This is a genomic window from Pseudoalteromonas aquimarina, assembly GCF_049257255.1.
Lineage (GTDB): Bacteria > Pseudomonadota > Gammaproteobacteria > Enterobacterales > Alteromonadaceae > Pseudoalteromonas.
In genome coordinates, this window is sequence record NZ_JBMMUG010000008.1 from 34,785 (window position 1) to 54,862 (window position 20,078).

The 20,078-nt window shown below is 38.1% G+C and carries 25 protein-coding genes; 18 read left to right on the forward strand and 7 right to left on the reverse strand.

All coding sequences use genetic code 11. The features are described 5' to 3' along the window. Both AAEU29_RS18215 and AAEU29_RS18220 read left to right on the forward strand, forming a co-directional pair. Positions 1–445 (forward strand): SPOR domain-containing protein (locus AAEU29_RS18215; protein ID WP_421974643.1); only part of this gene is annotated, 445 nt, incomplete at its 5' end. 77 nt (positions 446–522) lie between these two features. After that, complete coding sequence (locus AAEU29_RS18220) at positions 523–1,362, forward strand: Dam family site-specific DNA-(adenine-N6)-methyltransferase (protein WP_421974644.1); 840 nt, start codon at positions 523–525, stop codon at positions 1,360–1,362. Here AAEU29_RS18220 and AAEU29_RS18225 read toward each other — a convergent pair. Together AAEU29_RS18225 and AAEU29_RS18230 are read right to left on the reverse strand one after the other, a co-directional pair. After that, positions 1,359–1,529 (reverse strand): DUF2970 domain-containing protein, encoded by a 171-nt coding sequence (locus AAEU29_RS18225; RefSeq protein WP_421974645.1) that lies wholly within the window; start codon positions 1,527–1,529, stop codon positions 1,359–1,361. The two genes, AAEU29_RS18220 and AAEU29_RS18225, sit on opposite strands and share 4 nt — an antisense overlap. 11 nt (positions 1,530–1,540) lie before the next feature. Continuing rightward, positions 1,541–1,849 (reverse strand): hypothetical protein, encoded by a 309-nt coding sequence (locus AAEU29_RS18230; RefSeq protein WP_421974646.1) that lies wholly within the window; start codon positions 1,847–1,849, stop codon positions 1,541–1,543. 230 nt (positions 1,850–2,079) lie between these two features. Here AAEU29_RS18230 and rpe point away from each other — a divergent pair, with 230 nt between their 5' ends. The 10 genes from rpe to speD all read left to right on the forward strand — a co-directional run bounded on the left by rpe (position 2,080) and on the right by speD (position 11,670). Further along, on the forward strand, positions 2,080–2,754 hold the full coding sequence (rpe, locus tag AAEU29_RS18235) for a ribulose-phosphate 3-epimerase (protein WP_421974647.1): 675 nt from the start codon (positions 2,080–2,082) through the stop codon (positions 2,752–2,754). A gap of 95 nt (positions 2,755–2,849) precedes the next feature. Then, entirely contained in the window at positions 2,850–3,854 is a 1,005-nt protein-coding gene (trpS, locus tag AAEU29_RS18240; RefSeq protein WP_274762142.1) for a tryptophan--tRNA ligase, read from the forward strand. 65 nt (positions 3,855–3,919) lie between these two features. Further along, entirely contained in the window at positions 3,920–4,504 is a 585-nt protein-coding gene (locus AAEU29_RS18245) for an anthranilate synthase component II (RefSeq protein ID WP_421974648.1), read from the forward strand. A gap of 11 nt (positions 4,505–4,515) precedes the next feature. Then, positions 4,516–5,676: an HDOD domain-containing protein gene (locus tag AAEU29_RS18250; RefSeq protein ID WP_421974649.1), complete on the forward strand. Its 1,161-nt coding sequence runs from the start codon at positions 4,516–4,518 to the stop codon at positions 5,674–5,676. Positions 5,677–5,988: 312 nt separating this feature from the next. After that, on the forward strand, positions 5,989–7,194 hold the full coding sequence (locus AAEU29_RS18255; protein WP_421974650.1) for an aspartate aminotransferase family protein: 1,206 nt from the start codon (positions 5,989–5,991) through the stop codon (positions 7,192–7,194). A 60-nt stretch (positions 7,195–7,254) separates the two neighbouring features. Further along, positions 7,255–8,277 carry an arginine N-succinyltransferase gene (gene astA, locus AAEU29_RS18260; RefSeq protein ID WP_421974651.1) on the forward strand — a complete coding sequence of 341 codons (1,023 nt, stop codon included), beginning with the start codon at positions 7,255–7,257 and terminating at the stop codon, positions 8,275–8,277. A 19-nt stretch (positions 8,278–8,296) separates the two neighbouring features. Next, complete coding sequence (gene astD, locus AAEU29_RS18265; protein ID WP_421974652.1) at positions 8,297–9,763, forward strand: succinylglutamate-semialdehyde dehydrogenase; 1,467 nt, start codon at positions 8,297–8,299, stop codon at positions 9,761–9,763. A gap of 160 nt (positions 9,764–9,923) precedes the next feature. Beyond that, entirely contained in the window at positions 9,924–10,262 is a 339-nt protein-coding gene (locus AAEU29_RS18270; protein WP_421974653.1) for a DUF3802 family protein, read from the forward strand. A 93-nt stretch (positions 10,263–10,355) separates the two neighbouring features. Continuing rightward, complete coding sequence (locus AAEU29_RS18275; RefSeq protein ID WP_421974654.1) at positions 10,356–10,760, forward strand: OsmC family protein; 405 nt, start codon at positions 10,356–10,358, stop codon at positions 10,758–10,760. Between the two features lie 97 nt (positions 10,761–10,857). Next, positions 10,858–11,670, forward strand: coding sequence for an adenosylmethionine decarboxylase (gene speD, locus AAEU29_RS18280; protein ID WP_421974655.1), 813 nt, complete (start codon positions 10,858–10,860; stop codon positions 11,668–11,670). A gap of 46 nt (positions 11,671–11,716) precedes the next feature. Here the strand turns inward: speD and AAEU29_RS18285 are convergent, their stop codons facing one another. Then, positions 11,717–11,869, reverse strand: a complete 153-nt coding sequence (locus tag AAEU29_RS18285; RefSeq protein ID WP_421974656.1) for a hypothetical protein — start codon at positions 11,867–11,869, stop codon at positions 11,717–11,719. A gap of 183 nt (positions 11,870–12,052) precedes the next feature. Next, positions 12,053–13,495, reverse strand: a complete 1,443-nt coding sequence (gene traF, locus AAEU29_RS18290; RefSeq protein WP_421974657.1) for a conjugal transfer protein TraF — start codon at positions 13,493–13,495, stop codon at positions 12,053–12,055. A gap of 256 nt (positions 13,496–13,751) precedes the next feature. Here traF and AAEU29_RS18295 point away from each other — a divergent pair, with 256 nt between their 5' ends. The 3 genes from AAEU29_RS18295 to AAEU29_RS18305 all read left to right on the forward strand — a co-directional run bounded on the left by AAEU29_RS18295 (position 13,752) and on the right by AAEU29_RS18305 (position 15,749). Beyond that, entirely contained in the window at positions 13,752–14,915 is a 1,164-nt protein-coding gene (locus tag AAEU29_RS18295) for a tyrosine-type recombinase/integrase (RefSeq protein ID WP_421974658.1), read from the forward strand. A gap of 63 nt (positions 14,916–14,978) precedes the next feature. Continuing rightward, entirely contained in the window at positions 14,979–15,293 is a 315-nt protein-coding gene (locus tag AAEU29_RS18300; protein WP_421974659.1) for a hypothetical protein, read from the forward strand. Positions 15,294–15,347: 54 nt separating this feature from the next. Beyond that, on the forward strand, positions 15,348–15,749 hold the full coding sequence (locus tag AAEU29_RS18305; protein WP_421974660.1) for a hypothetical protein: 402 nt from the start codon (positions 15,348–15,350) through the stop codon (positions 15,747–15,749). A gap of 242 nt (positions 15,750–15,991) precedes the next feature. On the opposite strand, the gene AAEU29_RS18310 is transcribed toward AAEU29_RS18305, so the two are convergent. After that, positions 15,992–16,435: a hypothetical protein gene (locus AAEU29_RS18310; RefSeq protein ID WP_421974661.1), complete on the reverse strand. Its 444-nt coding sequence runs from the start codon at positions 16,433–16,435 to the stop codon at positions 15,992–15,994. Beyond that, entirely contained in the window at positions 16,432–17,283 is an 852-nt protein-coding gene (locus AAEU29_RS18315) for a hypothetical protein (protein WP_421974662.1), read from the reverse strand. Before AAEU29_RS18315 ends, AAEU29_RS18310 begins: the two co-directional genes overlap by 4 nt. Positions 17,284–17,866: 583 nt before the next feature. On the opposite strand from AAEU29_RS18315, the gene AAEU29_RS18320 reads away from it, so the two are divergent. Both AAEU29_RS18320 and AAEU29_RS18325 read left to right on the forward strand, forming a co-directional pair. Next, positions 17,867–18,088, forward strand: coding sequence for a hypothetical protein (locus tag AAEU29_RS18320; protein ID WP_421974663.1), 222 nt, complete (start codon positions 17,867–17,869; stop codon positions 18,086–18,088). After that, positions 18,081–18,290 carry a hypothetical protein gene (locus AAEU29_RS18325; protein ID WP_421974664.1) on the forward strand — a complete coding sequence of 70 codons (210 nt, stop codon included), beginning with the start codon at positions 18,081–18,083 and terminating at the stop codon, positions 18,288–18,290. Before AAEU29_RS18320 ends, AAEU29_RS18325 begins: the two co-directional genes overlap by 8 nt. Positions 18,291–18,358: 68 nt before the next feature. Here the strand turns inward: AAEU29_RS18325 and AAEU29_RS18330 are convergent, their stop codons facing one another. Beyond that, on the reverse strand, positions 18,359–19,201 hold the full coding sequence (locus AAEU29_RS18330) for a hypothetical protein (protein WP_421974665.1): 843 nt from the start codon (positions 19,199–19,201) through the stop codon (positions 18,359–18,361). 495 nt (positions 19,202–19,696) lie between these two features. On the opposite strand from AAEU29_RS18330, the gene AAEU29_RS18335 reads away from it, so the two are divergent. After that, positions 19,697–20,023, forward strand: a complete 327-nt coding sequence (locus AAEU29_RS18335) for a hypothetical protein (protein WP_421974666.1) — start codon at positions 19,697–19,699, stop codon at positions 20,021–20,023. The last annotated feature ends 55 nt before the right edge of the window (positions 20,024–20,078 follow it).

Consider the following 20,078-nt stretch of genomic DNA (forward strand, 5'->3'; position numbering starts at 1 on the left):
ACAGCAGCCAGAACAGCAGCCAGAACAGCAGCCAGAACAGCAGCCAGAACAGCAGCCAGAACAGCAGCCAGAACAGCAGCCAGAACAGCAGCCAGAACAGCAGCCAGAACAGCAGCCAGAACAGCAGCCAGAACAACCCGTCAAAGTGCTTTCAGGTAATGATTGGTTTTTAGCTCAAGCAAAAAACTATTACACCATTCAACTAATGGTGGTACGTGATAGGCAAGTGATCACAAATACCGTGATGCAAAACAATTTAACATCAACGCAAATTTATGAAATAACTAAACAAGACAATGTATTGCTTGGTCTTACCTATGGTTTATTTGCAACATTAGCAGAGGCGCAGCAAGCGAGAGCTCAATTACCCGAACGATTGTTAAAGCAAGGTGCGTTTGCTAAATCATTGGATAAAATCCAGCAACAAATTCAAGCAAATAACTAAAGCCATAGTTTAGTCACTGTAGCTAGTGTAGAATAGCTCGCCTTAACGTAATTTATTAAGAAAAATAACCAGCTAGCATGAACAAAAAAACACGCGCATTTCTAAAATGGGCAGGCGGTAAATACAGCTTAGTTGAAGAGCTTTCAAAACGCTTACCAACAGCAGATACCTTAGTCGAACCTTTTGTTGGTGCTGGTTCTGTTTTCTTAAATACCCAGTTTAAACACTATATCTTGAACGATATAAATGCCGATCTCATTAATCTTTATAACGAGTTAAAAGATAATCCTGATGAGTTCATAGCAGATGCGCGAAAGTTATTTGTTGAAGTAAATAATGATGCCGATGTTTACTACGAATATCGTAAGCAATTTAACGAATCATCCGATGCTTATGAACGTGCTATTTTGTTCTTATATATGAACCGCCATGGTTACAATGGGTTATGCCGATATAATAAAAAAGGTATATTTAACGTTCCGTTTGGGAAATATAAACGTCCTTACTTTCCTGAGCATGAGTTGTATTTTTTTGCTGAAAAAGCACAAAAAGCGACATTTACTTGTTTAAATTACGAAGAAGTATTTCAAGCTATTCCTGAAAATGCAGTTGTTTACTGTGATCCACCTTATGTGCCTTTGAGTAAAACGGCTTCCTTCACCAGCTATGCCAAAGGTGGCTTTGATCTTGATGATCAGGCTAACTTGGCAAATCTTGCTGAAAGCCAAGCGTTTAATCAAGGTAATTCAGTACTTATTTCAAATCACGATACTTTGTGGACACGTAAGATCTATGCCCAAGCAAACCTTGACGTGATCCAAGTAAAGCGCACTATTAGCCCTAAAGGGAATAAACGCAACAAAGTTGGTGAGTTAATGGCTCTTTATAAGTCGGCCAACGCCGATTTTGAAATTTAACTGATTACAAGGTTTACTACGACTACAATCGCCACAATTAACGCTAGAGTTAAGAATGATGCCAAAATAATGAGGTATTTAGGAGATAAGTTTTGGAAGTCGTCTTGATGTTTTTTACTGCTTTGAACCCCAAATAATGCAGCAAAAATACTTTGTAAATACTGCATCATAAATTCCTTTATCTAATGTGGGCTGCGTAATTCGCTTTTGAATCTTTTTTGCCTGACTCAAGTAGCTCAAGTAGATCTAAATAATGAAACTGAGAACTGCGACTTTTACCTGTTAACCAAGAAAACCAGCTTTGGTTTGCTGCCCTTGCTTGGCAACTGCCCATAGGCAAATACTGAGAATTGTTAGCTTGTAATTGAGAAGGGCAATTACAGCTTGTTGAAGCTGTGTCGGTATTTGTGATCCAAGAATAAGAAGCCGCAGAAAACACCGTAAATGCCGTTGCCATCACAGTATGTTTAATTCCTTTGCTGAACATAAATATGCCCCTTCCTATTAGTAACCTGACTAAAGCTTAACCAAGTTTTAGGAACAACACAACGGTAATTTAACGCAAAATAGACTAACTCCATCTCAAATTATGTTATAAATGTTAACTATTTGTAAAGGTGTTTTTTGAAAAAAAATAGGTTAGAGTATAAGGCGCTTATAATCGAGCAAATCTCTATTCCCGTTCAATGTGTTAACAAAAAAATTTAAGGAAGTGTTATGTCGCAGTATTTAATTGCACCTTCTATTCTCTCGGCTGACTTTGCTCGTTTAGGTGAAGAAGTTGAAAATGTTTTAAAAGCCGGTGCTGATGTAGTGCATTTTGATGTAATGGATAACCACTATGTACCTAATTTAACAATTGGCCCAATGGTCTGCAAAGCGCTGCGTGATTATGGTATTGAGGCACCAATTGATGTGCATTTAATGGTGAAACCTGTTGATACACTTATTCCTATGTTTGCACAAGCGGGTGCCAGTATCATTACCTTTCACCCTGAAGCAAGTGAACATGTTGACCGTACTTTATCGCTGATTAAAGAGCACGGCTGTAAAGCTGGCCTGGTGTTAAACCCAGCAACACCGCTTACATGTTTAGAGTATGTTATGGACAAACTAGACGTTATCTTATTAATGTCAGTCAACCCAGGGTTTGGTGGCCAGAAGTTTATCCCTAATACGCTTGATAAACTTAGATCTGTGCGCAAACTAATCGACCAATCTGGTTATGATATTCGCCTAGAAATCGATGGTGGGGTAAATGTTGACAACATTGCTGAAATTGCAGATGCGGGTGCGGATATGTTTGTTGCAGGTTCTGCGATATTCAATCAACCAGATTATAAACAAGTGATTGATAAAATGCGTGAGCAATTGGCGCACGTTAAATCTTAAAAATATGAAATTCAGGTCGACAAATACTTGCTTCCATTGTCGAAGCATTTAAAATTGTCGGCCTTATTTGTAAATTAAATTAGTAAAGGAAAATCATGACAAAGCCTGTAGTGTTAAGTGGCATTCAGCCCACCGGCGGTATGACAATTGGTAATTATATCGGTGCCATTAACCAGTGGCTTAAGTTACAAGAAGATCATGATTGTTACTTTATGCTTGTTGATTTACACGCATTAACCGTTCGCCAAGAGCCTGAAGTTTTAAAACAACGCGTGCTTGATGGTATTGCGCTTTACGCTGCGTGTGGCATTGACCCTGAAAAGTCAGCGTTATTTGTGCAATCACAAGTGCCTGAACATGCACAACTGGGTTGGGTTTTAAACTGTTATGCACAAATGGGTGAGCTTAACCGCATGACTCAGTTTAAAGATAAGTCTGCAAAAAATGCCAACAACATTAATGTTGGTTTATTCAGCTACCCAGTATTACAAGCAGCAGATATTTTACTTTATCAAGCAGATCAAGTGCCTGTAGGTGAAGACCAAAAGCAACACTTAGAATTAACCCGCGATATCGCAACGCGTTTTAATAACTTATACGGCGACGTATTTAAAATTCCTGAGCCGTATATTCCTGAGTTCGGTGCGCGTGTAATGAGTCTGCAAGATCCGACTAAAAAAATGTCTAAGTCGGATGACAATCCTAATGGATACATCATGTTGCTAGATGAGCCTAAAAAGATTGAGAAAAAGCTTAAAAAAGCGGTTACCGATTCAGACGAGCAAGCACGTATTTACTTTGATACGCAAGAAAAAGCGGGTGTTTCTAACTTATTAACACTGTTATCTGTAGCTACTGGCAAAACAATTGATGAATTAGTACCTACATACGAAGATAAAATGTACGGCCACCTGAAGAAAGATACTGCTGAAGCTGTAGTTAACATGATTGAACCTATTCAAGCACGCTTTAAAGAAATTCGTGAAGATCAATCACTACTTAATAGCATTATGAAATCAGGCGCTGAAAAAGCAGGCGAACGTGCCGAAGCAACGCTTAAATCGGTTTACAACGCGCTTGGTATGATCCCTCGTCCTTAATAGAGCGTTTTTACGTAAAATAAGAGCCAGGCGTCGCCTGGCTTTTCTATAAATAGGTATATTTCATGCTGTTAATGATCGATAACTATGATTCGTTTACTTACAACCTTGTGCAATATTTTCAACGCCTTGATGTTGATGTTAAGGTTGTGCGTAATGACGAAATCTCTGTATCTGAAATAGCAAATTTAAAACCTCAATATGTGGTGCTTTCGCCAGGCCCTTGCACGCCAAACGAAGCAGGTATTTCACTTGATGTGGTAAACCAATTAAAAGGTAAGTTGCCTATTTTGGGCATTTGTCTTGGTCACCAAACAATTGCGCAAGCCCTTGGTGCTAATGTGGTCCGTGCTAAACATGTAATGCATGGTAAAACGTCAAAAATAATCCATACTAATCAAGGGGTATTTAGCAATTTACCCAATCCATTAGAAGTGTGCCGCTATCATTCTCTGGTTGTTGAAAAGGCGAGTATACCTAAAGAGCTCAAAGTTACGGCTTGGAGTCAAACAGCGGAAGGTCTGCAAGATGAAATCATGGGCATCCAACATGAAAGCATGGCGCTTGAAGGTGTGCAATTTCATCCCGAAGCGATTTTGACCCAATCAGGACTGGCATTACTTAATAACTTTATAACTAAATATCGGTAAATAGCGGTTTCATGAATACAGCTACAAAGCAAAAATGGCAGGCAGAAATGCTGCTTGGCAGATTTCACGACTTACTGTTGGGGCAAAAATTTGCTCAGCAACAAATTGGCTATATTCATACACTTGATATTGATTACGGCGAACCATTACCGGTTCGAAAGTTGCTTAAGGTTGAGCAAATTGCGGCAAAGGCTCGCGAGCAAATAGATTCTAAGAATGAGCAATTTATAATTGATGTTAACGCCGATTTACACCAACAAATTGAAAATGAAATTGACACGCTACTAAGCGATATTGATTACATTTATAAAGAAATTATTCAAATCCAAGATAACATTCCTGCCACTTTGGATATCTTGGCTGTTAAGTCGGCTTCGGTAGGGCGCATTGATCCCTTGATCACTGACTTGCATTGGTTAGGTGAGGATATCTTAAAGTTAATTAATCTGCCTCAATACCGCAACGAGAAAGATCCGGCCAAAGCTGTGCGGGTCGATAATGTATCATTAGCCCTACGCTATATCGGTTTAGATAACTTAAAACTCATTGTTCCAACATTCTCATTAAAACATTGGACACCACACAGTACCGCACCGTTTGAAATGCTAAAGCGCAAACTTTGGGAAACAGGCATGGCTGCAGGTATTGCATCTCGCAAATTAGCAGAATTAAATAACCAAGATCCTTACCAGCCATTTGTGTTGGGTATGTTCCATGGTATTGGGAATATGGCACTCATTAGGTTGTATTTACGCCTATTTGATAGCTTTTGGGAAAAAAACGCTCGCGAAGCACGAGAAAATGGCGAAAAGCAACGTCACTCTGCTCTTGCTGAATTAAAACCCGATGCGCTGTTTTTACGTAACCTCTTAGTCGAAAAAGGCCCACATGTATCGTGTGCTTTAATTGAGCATATGGCCCTTAAATATATTCCTATAGCATCAGCAATGCGAGAGATTGCGGAAAATACACCGTTTGAAGTGTGTTCACCACTAGCTCAAACGGTACTTAAAGGTCGAGCATATAGCCACTATAAGTTTTTGCAAAAACATACCCTAATCGAACCAGACGAAGCAAAAGCGCTCTTTACCCACCATAAATTCACTGCCAATGAGTTAAAACAATTGGCCAGTACCAGTTTGCAAAACCTGCAATTGCGCATTGAGCGTTAACAAAACGCACTTTTTTCACAATTTTTTTACGCCTAATCATGCAAGGTGAATAAATTTCACTAAATAAACTAATTACTAGGCTACATAGTAGGGTGTGATAGAACACTGCGTCATAGAACAAAATAGTTATTCATATAACATGAAAAATTATCCGAAAGCCTTGTATTTAAAGGTGTTGACGCTATTTTTAATGGAGACAGTTGGGTATTTTTCTGGAATAATGATAGTCCGAATTTTGCCCGATCTAGCGGGCTTAGGTGTCACAAAAGTGTAATTAAGCCATGTGCACCGAAAAATTGATGAGGAGTAAAAATGACAGTTTCAAGAGCATTATTTGACCAAGTAATGGTACCTAACTATTCACCTTCAGCGGTTATTCCAGTAAAAGGCGAAGGTTCACGAGTATGGGATCAACAAGATAACGAGTATGTCGACTTTGCTGGAGGCATTGCGGTTAACTGCTTAGGTCACTGTCATCCTGCGCTTGTTTCTGCACTGAAAGAGCAAGGTGAGAAGCTTTGGCACTTATCAAACGTATGGGCAAATGAGCCAGCGCTTCGCTTAGCAGAAAAGTTAACCAAAGCAACGTTTGCAGATAAAGTTTACTTTGCAAACTCAGGTGCTGAAGCAAACGAAGCAGCATTAAAACTTGCACGTCGTTGGGCGCTTGATAATTTTGGCGAGCAAAAATCGCAAATTATTTCATTTAATAAAGGCTTCCACGGTCGTACTTTCTTTACGGTAACGGTTGGTGGTCAAGCTGCTTACTCTGATGGTTTTGGTCCGAAACCAGGCGATATTGCACACGCAGACTACAACGACTTAGCGTCACTTGAAGCACTTATTTCTGATAACACATGTGCTGTTATGCTTGAGCCGTTACAAGGCGAAGGTGGTGTAGTAAGCCCTACTGCAGAATTTATTCAAGGCGTGCGCGAGCTATGTGATAAACATAATGCGTTACTTATTTTTGATGAAGTTCAAACGGGTGTTGGCCGTACTGGTGACCTATATGCTTATCAAGGTTTAGGTGTTACACCTGATATTCTATCGACAGCAAAAGCATTAGGCGGTGGTTTCCCTATCGGTGCAATGCTTACAACAACTGAAATTGCTAAGCACCTTAAAGTAGGTACTCACGGTTCTACTTATGGTGGTAACCCACTAGCGTGTGCAGTTGCAGAAGCAGCATTCGATACTGTTAATACACCAGAAGTACTTGAAGGTGTAACTGCAAAAGAAGCGTTATTCAAAGAGCTTCTTGCTGAAATTAATGCTGAATTTAATGTGTTTGCAGAAGTACGTGGTAAAGGCTTATTACTTGGCCTTGCACTTACTGAAGAATACAAAGGCCGTGCAAAAGACTTTATGACGGCGGGTGTTGAACACGGTGTAATGACACTTGTTGCAGGTGCTGACGTTATTCGTTTCACGCCTTCATTAGTAATTCCTGAAGCTGATATCCGCGAAGGTATGGCTCGTTTTGCAAAAGCTGTAGCACAAGTTGTTAATGGCTAAGAGCAAAGGTAGAAAAGCAGCATTTGGCTGCTTTTCTTAATTTTACTAAAGGGGCTACCAATGATTATCGTTCGTCCGATTAAAAGCTCGGATTATCCAGCTTTAATGAAGATTGCTGAAGATTCAGGTCATGGCTTCACTTCTTTGCCGCAAAATGAAGATCTTCTTAAATCCAAAATAGCACGCTCAGAGCATAGTTTTAGCAAAGCAGTGACTCATCCTGAAGATGAAGGTTACTTATTTGTAATGGAAGACTTGGCAACTGGTGAAGTTGTGGGTACTTCGGCAATTGAAGCGGCTGTGGGCTTAGATGACGCATTTTACCATTATCACTTAAGTAAAGTGATCCACTCTTCTCGTGAACTGAATGTTTACAAAGCCGTGGATATTCTCACTTTATGTAATGATTATACGGGTGCTACCGAGTTATGTACCTTGTATTTACAAGATCATTACCGCAAAGGTGGAAATGGTAAGTTGTTATCCAAAATGCGCTTTATGTTTATGAATGCGCATGCTGAACGTTTTGCTGACAAAGTGTTAGCTGAAATGCGCGGTGTGTCTGATGAAAATGGCGAAAGCCCATTTTGGCAGTGGTTAGAAGAGCACTTCTTCTCAATGGATTTCCCAACTGCTGATTACCTGACAGGTATTGGTCAAAAAGTATTTATTGCAGAGTTAATGCCTAAGTATCCAATTTATGTGAATCTTTTAAGCAAAGATGCGCAAGCAGTAATTGGTCAAGTGCATGAAAAAACACGCCCAGCAATTGAGTTGCTTAAAAACGAAGGTTTTACCTTCAATGGTTATGTCGATATTTTTGATGCTGGCCCAACGGTTGAAGCTGATATTAGTAATATCAAAACAATCCGTGATTGCCAAAACCGCACTGTGGTTATTGGTGAAATGAAAGCCGATGCAAGCCAAAGTTATATGCTTTCAAATCATAAGTTGGTTGACTTTAGAGCATTACTATCGACAATGACCTTGGATGCAAACAGCGACACAGTAACTTTGTCGTCTGAACTTGCAAATGCGCTACATGTTTCTGAAGGTGATGTGATCACTATCGCACCACTTTAAATAGTTAGGAGAAATTGAGATGACTCACGCCGCTCAGTTTATAAATGGCCAGTGGTTAGCTGGTGAAGGAGCTGAATTTAGCTCGTTAAACCCTGCAAAAGGGGAAGTAATTTGGTCAGCAACTGCTGCCACTGCAGAGCAAGTTGATGCTGCAATTAAAGCAGCTCGAGAAGCATTCTACAGCTGGACAGATTTATCATTTGAACAACGCTTACAGATTGTTAAAAAGTTTGCTGAGCAGCTTGCAGAAAATAAAGACGAGTTAGCTGAAGCTATCGCTCGTGAAACGGGTAAGCCACTTTGGGAAACGGCAACAGAAGTTGGCGCAATGATTGGTAAAATCGGTATTTCTGAAAAAGCGTATTTAGAGCGTACAGGTACAGTTGAAAACCCAATGCCTCAAGGTCGTGCTGTGATCCGTCACAAAGCGCATGGTGTTGTAGCTGTATTTGGCCCTTATAACTTCCCTGGTCACTTACCTAACGGTCACATTGTACCTGCACTACTTGCTGGTAACACAGTGATTTTCAAACCGTCAGAATTAACGCCTATGGTTGCGGAATTAACCCTAAAACTGTGGGAAAAAGCAGGTTTACCTAAAGGTGTTATTAACCTAGTACAAGGTGAAGTTGAAACTGGCAAGGCACTTGCGTCTCACCGTGGTATTGATGGTCTATTCTTTACTGGTTCATCGCGTACTGGTCACTTAATTCACCAGCAGTATGGTGGTCAGCCTGGTAAGATCCTAGCGCTAGAAATGGGTGGTAATAACCCACTTATCGTAAAAGATGCTGCTGATACAAATGCAGTTGTACACGATATTATTCAATCTGCGTTCGTATCGAGCGGTCAGCGTTGTACGTGTGCACGTAAGTTATTCTTACCTGCAGGTGAGCAAGGTGATGTTATTCTTGCCAAACTAATCGAAGCAACAAAAGCAATTAAAGTTGGTTTTTATGATGATGAAGACCAGCCATTTATGGGTTCAATGATCTCAGAAGCTGCTGCAAAATCGATGATGGATGCACAAGCTCAGTTACAATCACTCGGTGGTGAATCACTGATTGAGATGACGCACACTGCGGGTACTGGTTTTGTTACTCCAGCAATCATTGAATGTACTAATATTGCTGACTTCCCAGATGAAGAGCACTTTGGTCCATTACTTAAAGTGTTCCGTTACACTGACTTTGATGCTGCCATTGAGAAAGGTAATGACACAGACTACGGTCTTTCTGCAGGCCTTTTAAGTGATAATGCTGCGGATTATGACCACTTCTTACGTCGTATCCGTGCGGGTATTGTAAACTGGAACCGCCCAATTACAGGTGCATCAAGTGCTGCACCATTTGGTGGTATTGGCGCTTCAGGTAACCACAGAGCAAGTGCTTACTACGCTGCGGACTACTGTGCTTACCCAGTTGCATCAGTTGAGCTTGAAAAAGTTGAAATGCCTGCAACATTAAGCCCAGGTATTAAAATTTAGTACTTGGTTTAATTATAAAAAGCAGCGCAAGCTGCTTTTTTTATGTCTATAGTTAAGTTAGCTAGCCATGGCTGCAACTAATGAAAAAGTATAGGCTGGTATTCACGAAGTTAATCTGCTTAAAATAGAAGCAAGCGAATAAAGTGTAGTAGGAAATCACATGGTAATTGATAAGCATGGTTATGATGAGCTCATTATGTATTTAACAGAACATTTATCCTTGTTCGAAAAGTCGGGTGAAGTTCGTCCTGGAGCACCAACAGTCATGGCGCTTATCGAAGATGATATTGCTGAGCAGATTATTAACTTTTGCATGCAGCACGAAGACTTAAGTGTTGATGACCGAAGTGTGATTATGCGAGAAGTTGATGGCATTGTGTATGATTTGCAGGAAGTGCTATCTGGCGTTGTTAATCAACCAGTAACCATAGAGCAGCATGCATTTATTGATGAATTTGCTGGCTTAGTAAAAAATCTATTCGATTCTGCTGTTTCATAACTTCGAGTCAAACTGTTAGTTAGCCTCTTTTTATTGCTATCTTTTTTTGCTTGCATACAATCGTTGTTAGATAAACAAACAAGAGTGTAAATAATGCAAGCAAATGTGAAGTGGGTTGATGGTGATACCTTTGTGGGCCTTTCTAATTCTGGCCACAATGTAGTCTTTGATACTGGTAGTGATAGTGCTGCACCAAGCCCTATGGAAATGGTGTTAATGTCAGCGGGTTGTTGTTCTTCTGTTGATGTCGTTAGCATTTTACAAAAATCAAAGCAGACCTTTTCTAATCTTGAAGTGAAACTTTCTGCTGAGCGTGCTGAAACAACACCGCGAGTTTTTACTAAAATTAATCTACACTTTGTGGTTATCGGTAAAGATGTTTCTGAAAAACACCTTGCAAGAGCGATTAGCTTGTCTGCTGAAAAATATTGTTCAGTGGCGCTAATGCTAGATAAAACGGTAGATATTACACATAGCTACGAGATCATTTCAGAATAGCGAAAATAGTGCTTTTGTGCTGGTGGTTTTTCATATAAAATCCGCCATCTTCAAATGCGAAATCGCGATTATTTTATACAATTGAGGGTGGTTTATAGTGCCAAAGCCATTTAAAAAATTAAAGTTACACGGTTTTAATAACTTAACAAAAAGCCTTAGCTTTAGTATTTATGACGTGTGTTATGCAAAAACACCACAACAACGTAAAGAATATATTGAATATATTGACGAACAGTATAGTGCTGAGCGCTTAACTGATATTTTAGGCGAAGTAGTTGATATTATCGGTGCAAATATTCTGAATGTTGCGCGCCAAGACTATGACCCTCAAGGTGCAAGTGTAACCATTCTTATCTCTGAAGAGCCTGTTGCTGATGCAACTGAGCAACAAGAAGAGCCAGGTCCACTGCCAGATTCAGTTGTAGCGCATTTGGATAAAAGTCATATCTGTGTTCACACATACCCAGAAGAACATCCTCATGATGGTATTTGTACGTTCCGTGCTGATATTGAGGTTTCAACATGTGGTGTAATCTCACCGTTAAAGGCGTTGAACTTCTTAATTCACTCGCTTGAATCAGATATCGTAACAATCGATTATCGTGTACGTGGCTTTACGCGTGATGTTGATGGTAAGAAACATTACATCGATCATGATATTAACTCGATTCAAAACTTTATGTCTGAAGATACTCAAGATGCGTATCAAATGATTGACGTAAATATGTATCAGGAAAACTTATTCCACACGAAGATGCTACTGAAAGAAACTGATTTAAATGCTTACTTATTTGGCATTACAACAGATGATTTATCAGTAGAAGAGCAAACGGAAATCCGTAATAAGCTTACTCGTGAAATGCATGAAATATTCTACGGTCGAAACTACCCAGCAGATTCGGCAATCTAATAAAGAAGGCGCTTCAAGCGCCTTTTTATTTTCAACTTCGGAAAGACTATTTATCAGTTTTCACTTCTTTAGGAGGTACTCTAACAGGTGGCTTTCCTAATGAGCCAACTTCAGTTACATCACTGACTGCTTGGTTACTATCATTGGCTATATCGCTTATTTGAAGTTGCATTGCAAAGTATAAAATTAAGCTGATCATTCTTGGTCCCTATTGTAATTACAATTATAAATGTGAACTGCTACCCAAAAAATCACTTAGATGTTAACTAAGTGTAAATAATAATTGCTTAATTTTTGTGCTAAGTCTAGCTGTGAATAAGTTAAATTATGAACTAATGTAAACGAAAATAAGTTTACAAAACAATTATCTGTAAAACTTCACCTAATAGTCGAACTGTACACCCAGCGAAATACTTAAACCGCGCATGTAGTCTTGCTCATCAATTTCAACAGTATCAAGTGTTGAAGCAATGTCGAGGTTGATAAATTTCATAAACGTTAAACCTGCGTTTAAATAGGTTAATTCCGAGCCAGCCAAGTTGCGACTAAAACCAACACGAGCACTTGGCAACCACCAAGTATCAGCAGCATAGCCTGCAGTAAAGTTTAGCCATTGAAATTCATCAAGCATGGGATCGTGGATAGGATTAGCGTCTACTTCCATGCTAAAGCTCCATTTATGATCTTCGCTGAAAAGAGCCGTTTGTAAGGTGAGTTGACGTTCTAACGTGAAGTGTTCGTTTTTATCGAGTTCGTTTAGCACGTAAGGGGAATTAAAGCGACGTCGATCAATTTTAGGAAAACTGTAATCACTTTCAAAAGCATTTTTTAAATGCCCAGCAATAAGGTAGTTATTACTGGCAAATGAAACACCAAAGTCTACATCAAAGCCATTTTGATAACGGTAATCTCCGTTTTTAATATCATCAAAAATCGCCTCTGCATCTTCAAGATCACCAATGCGTACCCCGACGTTTGTCATGCCTATATTGTAAAATGTTGGTTTAATACCCCAATATAGAGTGCCATAATCATTTTCAAATTGCGCGCGGGAGTAAGAAAGGTTGATTTTGCTAATGCGTGCTGATTTAACAAGCAGCAGGCTATCATTTGTAACGATGAGTTTTATGCCTTTATTTTGTGGGTTATATAACATTTTTAACCCAGCACTTAAATCTAACTCTTGAATACCGTCTGTTTCATCGAAATCAGGTATGCGCATAAGCTCATTTTTTGCTTGTTCTGCATCAAATTGGATTTGTTCTAAAATCCCCTGTGCTTTTGAGTAACCTGTATAGCTAGCACCAAATAAAATACTTCCGCCATAAACATTGGTACTCACTAAAAAGGGGGCTTCCAAACCTAATTCAGCTTTGCCATAACCTTCAGTTGCTATAAGTGCAAGTAAGCTGGCAAGTGACACAACCTCGTCTTTTATAATGCCTATGCGCGCTTCTAAATCGGGATATTGTTCAAAGACTTTATCCCAGTCTATTAGGTTTGGCTTTTCAATTGGGTTTGTTGGTGAGTCAGGGGGCGGTTCAGAAGCTTCAAAGTCGCCAGAGAGTTTATTGTAAGCGTCAAATAAATCGTCTAAATCACCATACTCAAGTGAAGCTGTGCCATTTATCATGCCGCCAGTCATCACATGCGCATCATCTTTCTTAACGACTAACGCGGTATTAGCAGGATTAGCATCAGTAGTTAATGCACGTTGGGAGAAATTGAGTTTAGTATGCTTAGATTGAATATCAGCAAAGGCTACATTAATAGCAGTTGTTGAAAAATATAACGGAATTATCAATAAAGGTAACTTTAAGCGCATACTTGTTTTTTCAGCTAAGAACATTTGCTAAAAGTATACTGGAGATTAAATTTTATGCACTAAACTCAAAGATATAAGTTTGTTTTAAATTAATTTATTGCGTGATATTTTGATTTTTAAGGCAGTAAAAATGGTGGCCCCACCTGAGGTCTAAGTAGCACTGTTTTAAGGCTTGTGGGACAGTTTTTCCTCTGATATTAAAGCTTTTTTTAGCCTTTTTTACACTTTTTATGGACGTAAAATAAGGTGTAAAAAAATGAAATATCAAACCAAATTTAAGTTTACCGATTATCGCGTAAAAAATTTAAAGCCACAAAATAAAGTTAAGACATTTTCAGATTCACAGCTAGGTAATCTTAAATTGACCGTAACTCCCTCTGGAACTAAAACGTTCTATGTTCGTGTAAAAGTGAACTCCCAATCGCTCAATCAAAAACTAGGAAGTGCAGAGAAAATTACTGTCGATGATGCAAGGAGTCGGGCAATAAACTTTATAAACCTTCAGACAGACCGAAAACTCAAAAACCAGACAGGATTAACAATCAATGATATTTTTAAGCTATATAAAGAGAACGAACTTTCTGCTAGAAAAACGGTAGCTGGTAGAACGCATGCTTTAGAAATATCATATAGAACTCATTTGAAACCAAGAGTTGGCAACACTCCTATTGAAGAAATAACCAGAAAAGAAGCGAGAAAGCTATTTTTTGAACTTGAGAATCTTGGATATTCTGTTCATAACAGGTGCTTAACAGCAATCAAATCAGCATTTAGCTATGTTATCGAGTTCGAAGATGAGTTAAACATTGGGTTTAATCCTTTTCTCGGTATAAAAAAAATGACGGAAGTGCAACGTAATCGTTACCTTACTAAAGAAGAGGCCAAAAAGCTTCTTGAAGCTTTAGATTGTGAGTCAAATCAGGATGTAGCAGACATTTATAGAGTTGCTTTGTTCACAGGAGCTAGGTTATCTAATGTGAAAATGATGAAGTGGCACGAGATTGATTTTTCAAGCTGCCAATGGCTTATTCCGGCAACAAATACTAAAACTAGTAAGACGTACCAGATACCACTGCATAGTTACGTTCTAAATCTGTTAAATCGAAGAAAGCAATTAAATCTGCATTCTCCTTATGTGTTTGCATCTGATAGATCTAAATATGGGTATATTACCGGTGGAGATCCTATTTGGAAATCAGCAATTAAACGTGCAGGGCTTTATCATGAAAACCCTAATATAAGGCCTCGCCCTCATGACTTAAGGCGTACTTTTGCAACTTGGCAGATCCAGTCAGGAGCTGATATTAGTGTGGTCTCAAAAGCGCTTTGTCATACATCACTCAAGCATACTATGATATACGCACATACGAATGTTGAGCAGGTTAGAAGTTCCATTGATGAGGCTTTCAGTTTCCTTTAAGCTCGATTTTATAATTCTCCCCTCTTGTGCCTAGTTAGTTAAAAATAACTAACTAGGATTTTTATGCAAAAAATAATAACCTCCCAGCAACTTATAAATTTATTCGATGATTTGAGTCGAGCGATATATCTTTCCGATGGTGCCGTACCTGATTATAACTTAGAACAAATTGATGAAACTTTTGATGAAATTTGGAAAAAGAGCATTGAAGTGCATTATTGGGGAAGTAGCGATTACGATTACGAAGCAGCTAAAAGAGTTTTTGAAGAAAGCTTGATAATCCTTGGTGGCTTAAAACAAGAAAGTGACTTATGTGTAGATCGTGATAATGAGTTTTATGGTCTCCAATATGCTTTTGACTTTGATGAAAACCAATAATTCCCCTTTTAAATTCCTAGTTAGTTTTGAAGACAAAACTAACTAGGAAAAACAATGAGCCAAAACCAATTTATTCGTAAATATAAGCGCGTTTCTAAATCTAAATGGGCTACGCTAGATAAAAGTACAATTTTGCTTTTAGCTGATGTAACAGGCACTGCTGAAAATGAAGTCGAATTAGGCTTTTCAAAGTACATTTACCTTCATCGTGATGACGTTGGTAAAGTATTAGGTATTTCAATATCTAAATCGATATTTGATGCGCACTCAACACAGTTTGAAGATAGGTATCTTGAAGGTGAAGATATGCTGACAGTGATGCTTATTTATGTTGATGAAATTATTGAATTTTGTGAACTATTTAAGAATGATTTTGAAAGTGCTTTTTTATTGTCACCAAGAGTGTATTTCGAAGCAGCAATACCACAGTGGTGTGAACAAATTGAAAGCACTTAACCTAAGCGAGCTATTAGGCTCGCTTATTTTACATTCGGTTCAAGCTCTGAAAGTTATTTTTCAAATCTAGGCATGTTTCACAATCACTCTAAGTTCAAAAGTCAGGACAACTCGTTTGACTAAAAACTAGTACGAACAAATACAGTGTTGCTTTTCATCTATCTCTTCTAAAAGGAGATAATAACGTTCTAGCAATATTATATAGTCAACTCAGGTTAAAAATATATGTTTTAAATAACTTATTAACCTTCAAAATCAATAATGATAAGGACACTTTTAGCTGTGTCATACAAAACAAGAAGAGAGTAGGTAAACACACCTATAGTTAATACATTAAGTAATAATTCTGCATTTTCTATATCTTTAATGTGCTTTGAACCTTTAATACTAAATACAACAACAGAAACTACGATTAAAGCTATTTGTTCTTTCACTGATAACAGCATTTGATCTCTGGTGCTTTTGAAGCAATTAGCGCCTCCTTTAGAATCAACCATTTCTCTAACTTTTGTTAGAACTATACCCATAGTTGTTGCATTAATTGCGAGAAGAGCAATTAGAATAGTAACCAGGTTTTGTGTAAGAAATTTGTGTAAAAACTCAGAACCAAGCCAAGAATTAGAGAGCTCCATAAGAAACCCTATTCCCAAAGCAATTAATGTGGTTTTTACAACATGAGCGATCATTTTAGTAACTCTTTAAGTACTGCTGCTATGTTCTCAGCGCTTCCTGAAAGCTCTATGTCTCCCAGAGTAATTTCTTTAACAGTTCTTGAAGTTTGGTGGTGTTTCTTTATTCCGTCAATCTTGATTGAGATATTACCCCCTCCTTCACTACTATAGTCAACCAACCCCCTTAATGCAGGGTTATCTTCTTCTAAGTGCAAAGCAGCGTCAGGTTCGGATTGAATTTTCAAGTGGTTTCTTGTTGAGTTAGTGCATTTTGCGAATTGCTTAAGATCATCTGGAAGAGTTCCAGATATGTTGGCCATGTTTGGTGTGATAATTTCGAAATCCACAGACTTTACTTTACCACGATATTGGTTCAAGAGAGTCCAAAACTGCTGTTTTTCAAACAAAGGTTCATAAATCGCTCTTAAGTGGAAGTGCGTTAGTTGAGGTTCTAATTTTTCTAGAATCAACTTAGTTACAGTTTCACATTTAGCAAATGCCGTTGTTCTTTTTTGAACAGCAATATATTGTTTTTCTGGATGGTTCCAAATTGCGACTAAAATAGATGGCCAACTATCAATCGTTTCATCTTTGAAGTCTCTAGTTTCACGATGAAGAGTTTTGTTATGCGCTATACGATATAGGAAAAAATCATCTTTTCGGAGTAATAACTTAACAATTGTTTTATGCCTTTTGTTAGAAAAGTCGCCTTGTCCCAAGAGCGCTTCTTCAAAAAGGTTATTTTTTTGGGTAATCAAATCTTCAATGTTTTGAACTCCATTAAAAAAATCACCTTGAAGATATCGATCTATTGGTAAAATCTGATACCGAAATAACTCAAATGTATTTGTTTTACTACTCATATAAATCCCGAATATTTCATCCTTGATAACTAATAGGCAACCAGAGAAAAACTTCATATGCTCTGACTGTCAAATTAGCTTAAAAACCTTAGCATAAGATTTATAACACTTATAATTAGTTGTTACTAGTCAAGCAGTTAAATATCAACTTTTATTAATGGGATAAGAAAATAAACTGCATTACGCTCTGAACAAATAGTTAAAACGAATAGATCGACTAACTTTAAGAGGTACCTTTGAAGTATAGGAGGAAAGACATGGAAACTTATACTTAAAAAGTTTTAGATGCGACGCTCTTTAAAATTCTCTGTGGAAGGTTCTATGTAGAGTGAAGAGCAAAATATCTCGTTCATCAACCTTAAAAAATGTCACCTCGCTAGCTACAGCGAAACTTACTCAGAAGGAGGCTGAAGTAGCTTTTGGCCTGTTTTTGTAAACTCTAAAATGAGTTTGTAATAACGATGGATATTGACAGAGTTCAATGATTAGGACACCTGAAAACAGGCTCATTTGAGCCTGTTTTCTTATTTTTACCCCTTGGCAACCCTAGTTGTTAATGCAAGACATAACAATAGGAGATTGCATGAAAGGTTTAATTAAACAGAAACTAACAGAATTAGCTGGGGTATTTGCAAAAGCATTCAAAGTTGCAGGCGACCTTGTCATAATCGTTGGTGCGTTAGGCGATTTAAATAATGACTTGCGGGTCATTTATTTAAAAGATGCTGTGTTGGTATCGCTTTGTTTGTATACGCTGGCATTAGCGCTGTATGTACTCGATATGAGGTTAAATCCTGATGAGTAAATTACAAAACTATTTATTGGATGAACTCTATCGCATTACACGCTTTCTGGGAGTATTCGGTTGTTTACTTGGGATATTAAGTGTATTCGATGTAATCACTTTGCATAGTAACTTTCCGCTAAGTAACTGGGAGCTTATTGAGCTTTCAATACTGATTTATATGACGGGTTCATTAGTAAAACTAACAAACAAGCCAGACTAATTTAAAATACTAGCCCACAAAAGTGGGCTTTTTTATTTGGTGATTTTTAGTAATGATATCGATGTGGTTTATTGATAAAACAACTCATTTATCTCATTACAAAACTTGGTACGGTAGATGATGCTTTCTTCTAATAGTGCAGCATCTTCGTCACTCAAATACTCTTTTTTATACTTGTTTTGACTGGCAGAGGTTAATTCATCAATTATTTGGTTATTGAGCCGTTTTGCATCATTTAATATGTCGAGCGAATGCGATACTAAGAACACCTTGCTGTAATAACCCGCTTTTATCGCGCTTAAGTATTTAAGCAGGATTTGGCGGCGGGTAGTTTTGTTTTTAAATGAGTGTTCAACTTCGATGGCAACGAACGCACCATCAGACTCTTGCACCAGCCCATCAATGTTACGCACGTCTTTATTGGTAATGCGTTTAAACTCTTTTTCAGTCATAAATCCTTGCCAAAAAGGGGAGTAGCTTTCATCTGTTTGCCAGTTGTGAATACCTCGAAGTAACACAAACGCATTAATTAAATCATGCATTACGGTGTTGTGATTAAAGGAAAGTTGCGGGTTAGCTTTAGAGCGAAAATAAGTTTGAATGCCCGTTAATTGCTCGGCATATTTCGCAGCAGAATAGGTTGGCACATAAATACGGCCATCGTTCGAGCGGTGGGTTTTAACAAGCAGTAATAAACCTTCTTTTACGAGTTTATTTAAATGCTCAAGTGCATGATGCCTACTGGTTTGATATAACCTGCTAACGAGTGTTGGCGAGATAATACCGAACCTAACGGCAATTATAGAGGTAAGCTTTCGGCGATTTAAGCCAGTAACAAGGTTGTTTGCACCAGGGCGATAAAACATATCGACAGAGAGGTAGCGATTAAAATTGTTTATAGGATTTTTCATATTTAATTACTCATTTTATTAATGGAGTAATTACTTAGATTTAACGCATGCAAAATAGCGATGTTCATCGCAATAAATTAAAGAAAATACAAAATAGAAACGGGTACATTCGTCAATATACCCGCTTTTTGAAACTATTAACTTGTATTCATCGCTTTATCTCTTAATCAAATTAAAATCTGAGTGCACTCTTCGGATCTCAACACCCCTGGCAAACAATCCATATATCGAACAGCGCTGGCTTATAAGTTATGCGCGCACCAGTTGTTCGTCGCCTGTGTTTCGGTAGCTAAATAGTATTTGTTTAAGAAAGGATTAAAAAATAATGATTAAGTTGCTTAGCAAAGTAAATTATCGGATTTCTATTTGTTTGAGACTTGATTAGTAAATAATAATGATGTTCATTTAGTCATTGAGCCAAGTTTGTTTCAGTGATAATATCGGTCAAAATTTTTACACTAAATTCACCTAATGCGTAAATTAACCCTTCTTTTAATGATGCTTTGCATTCTGAGTACTCAGGTATTCGGAAGTATTGCGCATGGAGGGGAGCACCATTCGCCTGGTGATGCACACCATTTATTACATGAAATTGGACAACCACATAGTCACGATCATGACGATGAAAGTGAGTTTGAAATTTCATTTTCTAAAGACGCTGTAAAGCACATTAATCAAGATTTACATTGCTGTGCAGCTGGTACATTAGAAGCCTTTCCCTACTCAAAAGCTGAGGTTAAACCGATGGGGTCAATAGGATCAATTGATGCCGATTGGTCGCCACCCTTTATAAAACACACCACACCTCCGCCTAGGGCTTAATTCAAATTAACGTTTAGTAGTCAGTGACTGTTGTCGCTTGGCTAGTGTTTTTGTT

What these genes read in the sequence shown, in the direction of transcription:
- AAEU29_RS18250 (WP_421974649.1), top strand. Translation starts at nt 4,516, where the DNA reads ATGAATACAGCTACAAAGCAAAAATGGCAGGCAGAAATGCTGCTTGGC.
- AAEU29_RS18300 (WP_421974659.1), top strand. Translation starts at nt 14,979, where the DNA reads ATGCAAAAAATAATAACCTCCCAGCAACTTATAAATTTATTCGATGAT.
- AAEU29_RS18295 (WP_421974658.1), top strand. Translation starts at nt 13,752, where the DNA reads ATGAAATATCAAACCAAATTTAAGTTTACCGATTATCGCGTAAAAAAT.
- AAEU29_RS18330 (WP_421974665.1), bottom strand. Translation starts at nt 19,201, where the DNA reads ATGAAAAATCCTATAAACAATTTTAATCGCTACCTCTCTGTCGATATG.
- rpe (WP_421974647.1), top strand. Translation starts at nt 2,080, where the DNA reads ATGTCGCAGTATTTAATTGCACCTTCTATTCTCTCGGCTGACTTTGCT.
- AAEU29_RS18270 (WP_421974653.1), top strand. Translation starts at nt 9,924, where the DNA reads ATGGTAATTGATAAGCATGGTTATGATGAGCTCATTATGTATTTAACA.
- AAEU29_RS18255 (WP_421974650.1), top strand. Translation starts at nt 5,989, where the DNA reads ATGACAGTTTCAAGAGCATTATTTGACCAAGTAATGGTACCTAACTAT.
- AAEU29_RS18225 (WP_421974645.1), bottom strand. Translation starts at nt 1,529, where the DNA reads ATGCAGTATTTACAAAGTATTTTTGCTGCATTATTTGGGGTTCAAAGC.
- AAEU29_RS18335 (WP_421974666.1), top strand. Translation starts at nt 19,697, where the DNA reads ATGATGCTTTGCATTCTGAGTACTCAGGTATTCGGAAGTATTGCGCAT.
- AAEU29_RS18230 (WP_421974646.1), bottom strand. Translation starts at nt 1,849, where the DNA reads ATGTTCAGCAAAGGAATTAAACATACTGTGATGGCAACGGCATTTACG.
- astA (WP_421974651.1), top strand. Translation starts at nt 7,255, where the DNA reads ATGATTATCGTTCGTCCGATTAAAAGCTCGGATTATCCAGCTTTAATG.
- AAEU29_RS18220 (WP_421974644.1), top strand. Translation starts at nt 523, where the DNA reads ATGAACAAAAAAACACGCGCATTTCTAAAATGGGCAGGCGGTAAATAC.
- trpS (WP_274762142.1), top strand. Translation starts at nt 2,850, where the DNA reads ATGACAAAGCCTGTAGTGTTAAGTGGCATTCAGCCCACCGGCGGTATG.
- AAEU29_RS18285 (WP_421974656.1), bottom strand. Translation starts at nt 11,869, where the DNA reads ATGATCAGCTTAATTTTATACTTTGCAATGCAACTTCAAATAAGCGAT.
- AAEU29_RS18315 (WP_421974662.1), bottom strand. Translation starts at nt 17,283, where the DNA reads ATGAGTAGTAAAACAAATACATTTGAGTTATTTCGGTATCAGATTTTA.
- AAEU29_RS18320 (WP_421974663.1), top strand. Translation starts at nt 17,867, where the DNA reads ATGAAAGGTTTAATTAAACAGAAACTAACAGAATTAGCTGGGGTATTT.
- AAEU29_RS18245 (WP_421974648.1), top strand. Translation starts at nt 3,920, where the DNA reads ATGCTGTTAATGATCGATAACTATGATTCGTTTACTTACAACCTTGTG.
- AAEU29_RS18325 (WP_421974664.1), top strand. Translation starts at nt 18,081, where the DNA reads ATGAGTAAATTACAAAACTATTTATTGGATGAACTCTATCGCATTACA.
- astD (WP_421974652.1), top strand. Translation starts at nt 8,297, where the DNA reads ATGACTCACGCCGCTCAGTTTATAAATGGCCAGTGGTTAGCTGGTGAA.
- traF (WP_421974657.1), bottom strand. Translation starts at nt 13,495, where the DNA reads ATGCGCTTAAAGTTACCTTTATTGATAATTCCGTTATATTTTTCAACA.
- AAEU29_RS18275 (WP_421974654.1), top strand. Translation starts at nt 10,356, where the DNA reads ATGCAAGCAAATGTGAAGTGGGTTGATGGTGATACCTTTGTGGGCCTT.
- AAEU29_RS18310 (WP_421974661.1), bottom strand. Translation starts at nt 16,435, where the DNA reads ATGATCGCTCATGTTGTAAAAACCACATTAATTGCTTTGGGAATAGGG.
- AAEU29_RS18305 (WP_421974660.1), top strand. Translation starts at nt 15,348, where the DNA reads ATGAGCCAAAACCAATTTATTCGTAAATATAAGCGCGTTTCTAAATCT.